The sequence below is a fragment of the Chitinophaga sp. Hz27 genome, from assembly GCF_042263525.1.
Taxonomy (GTDB): Bacteria; Bacteroidota; Bacteroidia; order Chitinophagales; family Chitinophagaceae; genus Chitinophaga.
In genome coordinates, this window is the sequence record NZ_JBHKFJ010000006.1 from 469,411 (window position 1) to 481,508 (window position 12,098).

The following is a 12,098-nucleotide window of genomic DNA, read 5'->3' on the forward strand; positions in this document are numbered from 1 at the left end:
GCTATTACTGCATCTTATCAGCCGTCTGAAACATTTGGCGCATATAGTTGAATCAATCGACTCCCCGCAGTGCGCTACCATAGCTATACCTTTAAAGCTCTTAATCCACGTATATGAAACTGCATTTGCTGTCATTCCACATGCCTGCCAGTTTTCCATTCAGGAATTTATTGGCAGGGAAGACTGTCCGTTGGGCAGTATCGATTCCCCTTTATACCGTTTTAATATCCCTACTAATTCTTTTGCCTCAAACATTTACATCTACGGTCGTCTGGCCTCATTAATCAGCTTGTCCGGTCCTGGTGCCTGCACTATTCCACGTTGATAGCAGGAGGACGGTCATACAGCTGCAGATGACGCAAATCACTAGCTCATTCTGTTGGGTTTACCATCTATTCAAGAAAAAAACTAAGACATGAAGTCAACCAAAATGATTCGTTCGCGAATATTGCCGCTATTGGGTATCCTTTTGGGATTCTTTAGCAGCACAAATCTTCACGCCCAAAATTTTAAAATTACAGGTAAAGTTATTAATGCAGGTAATGCCTCGCCTATACCTGGTGCTACTGTCTCTGTAAAAAACACCAGTCGCTTTGTTATTACAGATGAAACAGGAAAATTCGCCATTGATGCTGCAACAGGCAATACTGTGGTAGTTACAATGATAGGCTTTCAAAAAAGAGAGTTGGCTATTACAAAGAACACTTCCTTAGAAATCGGGCTGACGGAAAACGTTTCCCAATTGGGTGATGTTGTAGTTATTGGCTACGGTAAAGTGAAACGGCCCGATGTAACCGGCGCCATATCTTCTGTTTCAGGTGAGGAAATCCGTAAAACGCAGCCGGTAACTTTCGATCAGGCGCTTCAGGGAAAAGTTCCTGGCCTTGTGGTACAGCAGATTTCAGGCCAGCCGGGTGGTGCCGTATCCGTGCAGATCCGCGGTCTGTCTTCTTTTGGAGGAGGCTCGCCTATGTACGTAATCGACGGGATCATCATTGGTGGTACCGCTACCCTGGGCACAGGTGTGAATCCGTTGGCAGGTATCAATCCTTCCGAAATTGAATCCATTGATGTTTTGAAGGACGCCTCTGCCACTGCTATTTACGGCTCCCAGGCTACCAACGGTGTTATTGTAATCACTACCAAACGTGGACAGGTGGCTCCACCAACTATCGCGTATGATATGTATACCGGTTATCAGCAGATAGCGAAGCGACTACCGGTAATGAACCTACGGGAATATGCAGCGTTTATAAATGATCGCAATACCGGATTAGGCTGGGGGTTTGATACCCGTCCCGAATTTGCAAACCCTAAATACCTCGGAAATGGAACCGATTGGCAGAAAGAGCTTTTCAGAAATGCACCTATGACCAATCATACGCTCACCGTTAGCGGCGGTGATACCAGAACACAATATCTCCTCTCTGGTTCTTATTTTAATCAGGAAGGTATTGCCCTGGGCTCCAAGTTTCGCAGGATGTCGTTAAGACTAAACCTCGACAATAAAACTACCAACTGGCTGAAGATCGGTACCAGCCTGCAGTTGGTGAATATCAAAGAAAACGTTAACTCAACAAGTTCGAATGTAATTAATACAGCGTTGAGTCAGACGCCGGATATCGCCGTGAAGAATGAAGATGGCAGCTGGGGAGGCGCGTATAATCCCAATGGTTGGGTCAACAGTACCGTGAATCCTTATGCCATTGCGCTCATTAATAAAGATGAAGCAAAACGAAACCAGCTTTTTGGTAACCTGTATGCCGAAATTGCGTTTACCAAAGATCTCAGTCTGCGGAATGAACTGACAGGAAGCTTTTCTATGGCTACGGAAGATAAGTTCAATCCATCCTACACCTTCGGTTTGGTGAAAAATAATACCAACAGTGCTGCCTATAATTTTTCTCAAAACATTTATACTACCGTAAGGAATTTCCTGACCTACCAGCATTTATTTAATAAGAAATACAATACCAATATATTACTTGGTCACGAAGCGCAGGTGGGCACAAATGAAAGTTCTTTTGCCGGCAGAAGTAATTTCCCTTCCAATAACGTGCAGGTAATCAGTAGTGGTGATCCTACTACCGCCACCAATGCGGGTATCAAAGGACAGAACGCCCAGGAGTCTTACTTTGGTCGCATCAACTTTGGTATCAATGATAAATATCTTTTTACAGCCAATGTTCGCGCAGATGGTTCTTCGAAGTTTGCCCCCGATAATCGCTGGGTAACAACCTATTCAGGAGCATTCGCCTGGAAGTTGAACAATGAGGTATTTCTGAAAGATGTGCGGGCAATTAATGAATTGAAGCTGAGATTAGGTTATGGATTAACCAATAACCAAAACATCAGGGATTATGCTTATACCTCTACGCTCGCCACGGTGGCCACTGGGCTCACCGGCATCGCGCAGCTGACGCAAAATGTAGGTAACCCTTATGTAGAGTGGGAGAAAACAAAATATACCAATATTGGTCTCGACGGTAACTTGTTTAACTGGAGAATAAATTTCTCTGTAGATTTTTACAATCGTAAAACCGATGGTCTGGTTTTGCAAATCCCGTTACCACTCTACTCCGGAACCGCAATAGGATGGTCGCCGGGATCGCTGGATGCGCCTTACGTTAACGTGGGTACGGTCAATAACAAAGGCTTTGATTTCCGTATCAGCTCCACCAATATCAAAAGAAAAAATTTCACCTGGAAAACAGATGTTACTGTTTCCCGCAATATTAACGAAGTTCTCAAACTCAATACTGATGGTGCTTCCCTCAACGGAACCTATAGCAAAACCATCGTTGGCAGATCTATCGGAGAATTCTATGGATATGTTGTTGACGGCGGTGTTTTTGCAACAAGAGAAGACTTTAAAACACATGCGCTGCCAACGAAAAATGGCCAGCCGTTACCGGTAGGCGCTGCCGGCGGAAGTATCTGGTATGGCGACCTCAAGTTCAAGGATATTAACGGCGACGGTGTTATCGATGAGCGTGACCAGACATTTTTAGGTAGCCCTATACCTAAATACCAGATTGGATTTAACAATACTTTCTCCTATAAAAATTTCGACCTGAATATATTTTTTGCTGCCAACATCGGCAACAAGGTATTCAATCAGCTTCGTGTAAATGGAGAGTATCCAGGTACAAGTTTTGGTTACCTCCGCGCATTAATGGGGTATGCAAAACTGACGCTGATAGATCCTAACGGCAGCGCTACAGATATCGATAATATTAAGGTTACCAACCCTGATACAAGGATCGTAGGCCTCAGAAATGATAATACGAATGATAATAACCGTAACTCCGACAAGTTCGTTGAGAGCGGCACTTTTTTAAGATGCAAGAATATCTCTTTAGGCTATACACTGCCAGAGAAGCTGACTTCTATGGCCAGCATCAAATCGCTGAGAGTGTACTTTAATGTTTCCAATGCATTCCTTATTACCAACTACAAGGGAATGGACCCTGAGATCGGATCATGGGACCCACTGTCTGCGGGCGTTGACAATGGCTATTATCCGCAACCACGGGTGTTTACCATAGGTGCCAACATTAAACTGACTAAATAAAGTATTCATCTGCAAATACGAATAATTATGAGATCAATATGCCTTAATATAATCGCTTGCTTCCTGATCATTATAATGATGACAGGATGTTCCAAAAGTTTCCTGGACCGTCCACCGTTGTCACAAATAAGTGCCGACAATTTTTATCAAACTACCAGTGACCTCAGGCTGGCTACTGCGGCATTGTATGCCGGCAGTCCCTGGGGTGATTGGAACTATAACTGTTACTTACCTGTTGGCGATGTACTGAGTGGAAATATGGCGGTAGGTTACTGGGGTGATGCAGTACAGCTAAATACTTTCACCGTTACCGGCATGAATGGTATCATGATTTCCAACTGGAAGTCGATGTACAAAATCATTGCACACTGTAATGTGACCATTAATGCGATTCTGCAAAAATCGCCCAACACAATTCCTGATAAAGATAAAAATGCAGCCATTGCTGAAGCGCGCTTTATACGCGGGTTTGCATATTATAATCTGGCAGTGCTTTGGGGAGCAGTGCCTATCATCGAAGATAACAGTAAGCTGATCATCTCCCCACTGATAAATCGTATTAAAACAGCGGATGTTTACAAATTCGCTATTAACGATCTGACGTTTGCCGCTGCTAATCTACCTGCTACCGATGCTGCAGGAAGATTGACTACCTGGTCTGCACAGGGAATGCTGGCAAAGGTTTATCTGACTGCTGCCGGATTAAATCATAGCGGTAGCAGAGATCAGGCCTTGCTGGACAGCGCCGCAAAATATGCGGGCAATGTTTGCAAAAACAGTGGCCTGTCCTTGCAGGCAAATTATGCTGACCTGTTTAAAACACAGTTTAACGATAACCCGGAATCATTGTTCGCACTGCAATGGGCTCCTGGCGGCGCCTGGCTGGAAGGGAATATGCTGCAGATATATTCTCCCGGTGGTACCGAAATATCTGCCAATGGACAGGCAGGCTGGTTTAATATTCAGCCAACTGTGGAGATGTATGAGCTATACACTACCAAAGATTCGGTGAGACGTAAAGCGACTTTCATGATTAACGGTGATTACTATCCGGAGTTGAATGCTGCTGGCGGTGGTTATAAATTTACAGGAAGCTGTGGATTGAAAAAACATATCATCGGTACCAATAAGGATAATAATGCGCCTACAATGACGCAGACATCTTCAACGGAGCATAATGCACTCTTAAGATTGGCAGATGTTTACTTGCTGTATGCAGAAGCTAAACTCGGTAACAGCACTGTTACCACAGATGCTGATGCGATGTTATATTTCAATAAAGTCCGGGCAAGAGCAGGCATGGACCCGGCTACCAAAATCGATATTGATACGTTGTTTAATGAACGAAGAATAGAACTTGCAGGAGAAGGTCAGTACTGGACAGACCTTGTACGTTTGTCTTACTACAATCCTGCAAAGGCCATCAGCAAATTAAATGGTGAATCACGTGTAACCTTTACCTTGTCTGGCGGTGTATTAACACCAGCAAGCGCCTATGGTGTAATTACACCTGCCACTATTCAAAGTTTTACCTTCCCGATACCTTCTTCTGAGGTAACTGCTAATCCTAAACTGCAGGAACCACCGGTATCTTATTTCTAACAGCAAAATTATTATACCGTGAATAAATCAATCTTCCATCATCTATATAAAAGCTTCCAGTTTGTTGTTTTGGCGGTAATTGTTACATGCTTGCAATCTGCCTGTAAAAAGGACGAAGCAGGTGCTGGCCCGGTTATAACCAGTGTCAGAAATTATGCGGCTTCCCCAGCGGATACCCTGGTGAATACTATCACCACTGGACAATATGTAGTGCTGATCGGACATAACCTGAGGGATGCCGTACAGATATCATTCAATGGAGTACCTGCCACTATCAATAGTGTTATGTTCTCGGATACCAGTGCAGCGGTGCTGGTACCTGCCGTAATACCTTTCCCATCGGTGCCTGCAGAAAGTCTGAATACTATCCGTTATGTTACTACGCATGGCGCTACTACGTTTACTTTCAGTATTGCAGCACCGCCGCCATCGATAACAGCAATTTCCAACGAAAATGCCCACGAAGGGGATTCTGTGTATATCACTGGTCTGAATTTATTTTTTGTAGAGAAATTTACTTTCGCCGGTACGTCTGTTACTCAATTTAAAGAAGCCAGTGATGGAACTTCCCTCGGATTCGTATTGCCTGCACTTACACAAGGTGGCCCGGTAACTATCGCTACCAAATCAGGGACTGCTACTACACCATTTAATGTAAATGACCTGAAAACAGGTATGCTCTGCAATTTTGATGATATCAATACTTTTAGCTGGGGCGCCAATACGGAGAACAGCAGCACCGATTTTCCCGGAAATAACGGCTATTACGCCGTTCTGCAAAATGATCCATTACCTGCCGGCGATGGAAACTGGTGGAATGGCGGACGTAGTATAAATACCAACGAAGTACAATGGGTGCCTGTAGATAGTTTAAATGTGCCTGCAGACCAATATGCTGTTAAGTTTGAAATCAATGTTCCTGCTGCCTGGACTGGAACATCCATGTATGTAGTGAAAGATTATAATTTTGATTACCTGGCCCGATATGAACCCTGGCAAGCCGCGGATGGTACTGTGGTACCTTTCACCACCAAAGGCTGGCAGACAGTTACTATTCCTTTGTCTCTCCTAAGGTCCAACGATGGTAAAGGCTCCGCAGCCGGTAGCCTGACCACCCTGTTAGGCAATAATGGCAGTGGCGCTATAAGTATCCAGACAAAAAATTTCACTGCTGCACCGAGTACTTCAGGTTTAAGGGCGGCTGTTGATAATATTCGAGTGGTAAAGATTAAATAGTATCAACCTTCTAACCAATTAAGCATATATGAAAATCAACAAAAGGTATACTGCGCTTGGGCTTTGCATACTCGCTGTTACAATCACCTGCTGTAGTAAGAAGACTTCCATTACAGCAACATTATCAGTTTCTCCATCGGATGTTTCTTTCCAGTCCGATGGAGGAACTGCTGATATAGCCATTTCGAGTAATGTAGAATGGACCATCACTAATCCGGCTGATGCCTGGTTGCAGGTAAAGAAGGCTACGGGTAATAACGGTGAGGCTACTGTGCGACTAACTACGTTGGCTAATACTACTGGTGCCAGCCGTTCGGCAGTGTTGGAGGTGAGTGCAGGCGCCAGCCAGGTAAGGAGAGTTAATATTAAGCAAACTAGCAGCATATACCCAGGGTATAATAAATCGCCTTTGTCCGCAGATGCCAGCGGCATGAGTAGCAATGCGGTTCAGCTGGCGGCCAAATTCAAACTAGGATGGAATATTGGAAATACACTGGAGGCGATCGGAGGAGAAACCGCATGGGGAAATCCCTTGATCACTGAGGCATTTATCAAAACCATAAAGCAACAAGGATTCAATGCCATCAGGCTGCCGTGTTCCTGGGATCAGCACGCAGATAAGGCTACTGCCAAAATTCAGGAGGAATGGTTAAGTCGCGTAAAACAGGTAGTGCAATATTGTGTCAGCAACGATATGTATGTTTTACTCAATATTCACTGGGATGGCGGATGGCTGGATGCGAATATCAATAGCGCTAAACAAGATTCCGTCAATGCAAAACAAAAAGCATTCTGGGAGCAGATTGCCACCACCATGCGTGATTTTGATGAACACCTGATGTTTGCAAGTGCCAACGAACCACCGGCAGAAAATGCGGAACAAATGACCATTCTAAACAGCTATCATCAAACATTTGTTAATGCGGTTCGCTCCACTGGTGGCCGTAATAGCTACAGGGTACTGGTAGTACAAGGGCCTTCAACAGATATAGATAAAACCAATAGCCTGATGAATGCATTGCCTACCGACGTTGTGAAAGATCGCATGATGGCAGAAGTTCACTTTTACGGTCCTTCTCAATTCTGTTTGCTGATGGATGGCGACGCATCCTGGGGTAAAATGTTTTACTACTGGGGTGCCGGACATCATTCTGCCATCGAACCGGATCGTAATGCCACCTGGGGCGAAGAAAGCGATGTGATAAACGTCTTCAGTAAAATGAAAACAAAATTTACTGATAAAAATATTCCTGTCTTACTTGGTGAATATGGAGCCTACAGACGCGGAAATAGTAAGTATGTACCTAAAGACCTTGCCACACATAACGATGCCGTGGATTACTGGCTCACCTACATTACAAAACAAGCCATTGCCAATGGTATGAAACCATTTTATTGGGATACCGGAGTCGCATTGGACAGACGAAATAATACGGTGCTGGATCAAAGAACCATCAATGCACTCCTGGCTGGAGCTAACTAACGATTCAATATAGACATGGTAAAAATGAAATTAGCGATATTATCTGTTGTGCTGATTGCAATGTACAATATGTCATTTGCACAAAAAATAACAATACGATCGCCCAATCAACGCATAAGTGTTTCCTTATTCTCAACACAGGATGATGATGTCGGGGGATGGTATATAAAAGCGGTTTACAATAGTCAGGGTAAGACGACCGAAGCCATTCCTCGTATCGATCTGGGGCTGTCTCGCAGTGATCAGGATTTTTCAAAAGAAATGAAATTCCTGCATGCGGGCAGGCCCAGGTCCATCAAGGAGCAGTATACCGCGTTGCATGGAAAGAAATCCATTTGTACCAATGCGGCCAATGAAATAGTCATCTCTTTTGAGAATCCTTCCAAAGCCAGTCTGAATCTAGTTTTGAGAGCGTATGATGATGGTATCGCATTCCGATATGAGTTCCCTGAACCACAGGGGACTTTTGTCGTTAAAGATGAACTGACAACCTACTCCATTCCAAAGGAAACCACGCGATGGATGGAGAAATGGAATACTGCCAATGAAGGCTTGTATACTGCAATGAAAGATAGTGGTGTTCAAAAAGCACAATGGTGTTATCCTGCGCTATTCAGCACAAAAGATACCACCTGCTGGTTTCTGCTCCACGAAGCAGATGTTACAGGTAGTTATTGTGGTACCAAACTGAGTAATGAAAATAATGAATCAAACTACAAACTTACCTTTCCTGACCAATGGGATGGGAGAGGACTGGGAGCATCGCAACCTACCATCACGCTTCCCTGGCAATCGCCATGGCGTGTGATTATCGCAGGCTCCCTTTCTGATATTGTAGCCTCTACTTTAGTCGATGATATTTCAACACCTGCTGCGCTTACAGACATCAGCTGGATCAAGCCTGGCATTGCTTCCTGGAATTATTGGTCCAGCAACCACGGAACGAAAGACTATAAAATAGTATGTGCATTTGCTGATCTGGCTGCAGAAATGAACTGGCCTTATACGCTGCTCGACTGGGAATGGGATGAAATGAGCAATGGTGGTAAGCTGGAAGATGCACTGCAATATATTCATTCCAAAGGAGTGAAACCTTTGATGTGGTATAACTCGGGTGGCCCGCATACCTATGTTAGCTCCACCCCCCGCGACCGGTTACTGACCCATGAGAGCCGCGTGGAAGAATTTACAAAACTAAAGAAGCTAGGTGTTGCCGGTGTCAAAGTAGATTTTTTTGAGAGTGAGAAACAAAGTATGATCCAATATTACCTGGATATACTGAAAGATGCGGCAGCATGCAATATGATGGTCTATTTCCATGGATGTCTGGTGCCACGGGGCTGGACACGGACCTATCCAAACCTGATGACCTATGAAGCCGTACGTGGTGCGGAGTGGTACAATAATGGACCTGACTTTACGATGGCTGCTCCAAATCATAATACAGTGCTGCCTTTCACCCGCAACGTGGTAGGGCCAATGGATTATACGCCCGTTACATTTACGAATTCACAATATCCTCATATTACTTCCTACGGCCATGAGCTGGCGCTCAGTATTGTATTTGAATCCGGTCTCCAGCACATGGCTGATCGCCCCGAAGGTTATCAGGAACTACCTGATGCTGCTAAAGCATTACTGAAAGAAGTGCCTGCAGCATGGGATGATACTAAATTATTGAAAGGCTATCCTGGCAAAGAGGTGATACTGGCACGCCGTAAAGATCATGTCTGGTTTATTGGTGGTATTAACGCGGAAATGAAGGAGAAAAAAGAGCAGCTGAATTTCAGTTTCCTGCCTGATGGTGGTCGTTTTAAGCTGACACTGATCAGTGATGGGAACCACGATAAGGCGTTGATAACAAAGTACCTGGTAGTAGACAAGAACAGTGCGGTTGATGTGGCAATGCTTCGCCGTGGCGGTTTTGCAGCGATACTGCAACCAATGGAATAACAGCCAGGCAGCAGTTGGCAAGCAATTGATAAAAGTAAATATTGATATAGAAAATTGAAGAAAATGAAAAGAATCGTAAGGCAGATGGTGCTTGGTGTAACAGTACTGTTGATGTCCGGTGCAGCCAGCGCACAATTGGCGGCAAATGATATGAATCAGGAGAAAAAGATCCAGTCGCTGCTGCGCCAGATGACGCTCGCAGAAAAAGTGGGCCTATTGCATGCCAATTCAAAATTTTATGTAGCAGGTATCAAACGCCTGGGAATTCCTGAATGGGCATTGAGCGACGGACCTCATGGCGTGCGCGCAGAAATAAACCGCCACGACTGGGCATATGCCGGCTGGACAAATGATTCAGCTACTTGCTTTCCTCCCGGTACAGCATTGGCGGCCACGTGGAATCCACAACTGGCCTATCAACGAGGCCTCGCGCTCGGAGAAGAAGCTCGTTTCCGTAAGAAGGATGTCTTGCTGGGACCAGGTGTTAACATAATTCGTTCACCACTCTGTGGAAGGAATTTTGAATACCTCAGTGAAGATCCTGTACTGGTGGCACGCATGGCCGTGGCTTATATCAAAGGCCTGCAATCAAAAGATGTTGCTTCCAGTGTAAAACACTGGCTGGCCAATAACCAGGAAACACACAGAGACTCTGTAGATGTGCATATGAGTGAACGTGCCTTACGTGAAATCTATTTGCCAGGATTCAAAGCCGCTATAACAGAAGGAAATGCTTACACCGTAATGGCAGCATATAATAAATTCAGAGGCGACTGGTGTTCAGAAAATGAATACCTCAACAGGGATATCCTTCGTAATGAGTTTGGATTTAAAGGTGTGCTGATGACCGACTGGTCGGCTGCCCACACAACAGTGAAAGCTGCTTTAACAGGCCTGGATCTGGAAATGGGAACAGATAAAGCAGATTATAATGATTGGTATTTTGCTAATCCGTTAATAAGCGCTGTAAAGGAAGGAAAAGTACCCTTATCCGTGGTCGATGAAAAGGTAGCCAATGTCCTGCGCGTAATGTTTGCCACAAAAATGTTTGATGAAGCAAAACGTGCAAAAGGAACAATGAATACAGCAGCACATCAGCAGGCGGCCTATAACGATGCCGCAGAAGCGGCGGTGCTATTGCAGAATAACGATAACCTGCTTCCGCTGAATTTCAAAACAATAAAATCCGTCGCCGTTATCGGCGATAACGCTACCCGCAAACATTGTAATGGTGGCCTCAGTTCCGAGATAAAAGCACTATATGAAATTACACCGCTGGAGGCTATACGAAAAAAGTTCGGTGCTGATGTGAAAATTAATTTTGCACAAGGGTATGAAAAACAATCCACTTTCAAGGAAGGCAGCAATGCTGGCCAGTCTAGCACCGATAAAATCGATTGGAAATTAATTGACGAAGCGGTAAAGGTAGCAAAAGAGTCAGACGTAGTTATCATCTTCGGTGGATTGAACCATGATTTTGATACCGAATCTTCCGACAAACAGAATATGGATTTACCTTATGGCCAGGATGTGCTCATCCGTGAAGTAGCCAAAGCAAATCCTAAAACAGTAGTAGTAATTGTTGCCGGCTCTCCTGTGAAATTATCTGGCATCGTACAACGTGTACCAGCAATACTATGGTCTTGGTATGGAGGAATGGAAGCAGGTAATGCGGTGGCAGACCTGCTGAGTGGTAAAGTGAATCCTTCCGGAAAACTGCCATTTACTTTGCCGGTATCGCTGGACCAGTCGCCTGCACATGCGTTAGGTAACTTTCCTGGCAGAGACCTGCGTGTAAATTACGAAGAAGACATCCTGGTGGGATACCGCTGGTTTGATACAAAGAAAATCGTTCCGCAGTTTCCATTCGGTTATGGTCTTTCCTATACCAGCTTTTCAATAGATAATTTATCAACAGACAAAAAGCATTATAAGAACGGAGATTTGATTCATGTTACCTGCACTTTAAAAAATACAGGCGCCCGCGAAGGAGCGGAAGTAGTGCAGCTCTATGTAAGTGATCCGGTATGCTCCGTAATGCGCCCCGAAAAAGAACTAAAGGCTTTTGATAAAATTACCTTGCAACCAGGAGTAACAAAAACTGTTGAACTGACAATTAAAGTTGCTGATCTGGCATTTTATGATGAAGCTAAAAAAGCCTGGAACGTAGAGCCAGGTGAGTTTGTATTACAAGTTGGCAACTCTTCAAAAAGCATTTCATCTACAACAAAAATATCCGTAGACTAAACT

6 protein-coding genes are annotated in these 12,098 nt (G+C 44.4%); all 6 read left to right on the forward strand.

Annotation, left to right across the window (positions count from 1 at the left end):
• The first annotated feature begins 415 nt into the window (after positions 1–415).
• The 6 genes from ACE38W_RS16700 to ACE38W_RS16725 all read left to right on the forward strand — a co-directional run bounded on the left by ACE38W_RS16700 (position 416) and on the right by ACE38W_RS16725 (position 12,095).
• Positions 416–3,574, forward strand: a complete 3,159-nt coding sequence (locus ACE38W_RS16700) for a SusC/RagA family TonB-linked outer membrane protein (protein WP_375832391.1) — start codon at positions 416–418, stop codon at positions 3,572–3,574.
• Positions 3,575–3,601: 27 nt separating this feature from the next.
• Positions 3,602–5,176 (forward strand): RagB/SusD family nutrient uptake outer membrane protein, encoded by a 1,575-nt coding sequence (locus tag ACE38W_RS16705; RefSeq protein WP_375832392.1) that lies wholly within the window; start codon positions 3,602–3,604, stop codon positions 5,174–5,176.
• 18 nt (positions 5,177–5,194) lie between these two features.
• On the forward strand, positions 5,195–6,412 hold the full coding sequence (locus ACE38W_RS16710) for a glycan-binding surface protein (protein WP_375832393.1): 1,218 nt from the start codon (positions 5,195–5,197) through the stop codon (positions 6,410–6,412).
• 28 nt (positions 6,413–6,440) lie between these two features.
• Complete coding sequence (locus tag ACE38W_RS16715) at positions 6,441–7,895, forward strand: cellulase family glycosylhydrolase (RefSeq protein WP_375832394.1); 1,455 nt, start codon at positions 6,441–6,443, stop codon at positions 7,893–7,895.
• A 24-nt stretch (positions 7,896–7,919) separates the two neighbouring features.
• Positions 7,920–9,848: a glycoside hydrolase family 97 catalytic domain-containing protein gene (locus tag ACE38W_RS16720; RefSeq protein WP_375832395.1), complete on the forward strand. Its 1,929-nt coding sequence runs from the start codon at positions 7,920–7,922 to the stop codon at positions 9,846–9,848.
• A 63-nt stretch (positions 9,849–9,911) separates the two neighbouring features.
• Entirely contained in the window at positions 9,912–12,095 is a 2,184-nt protein-coding gene (locus ACE38W_RS16725) for a glycoside hydrolase family 3 C-terminal domain-containing protein (protein WP_375832396.1), read from the forward strand.
• Positions 12,096–12,098 lie beyond the last annotated feature (3 nt).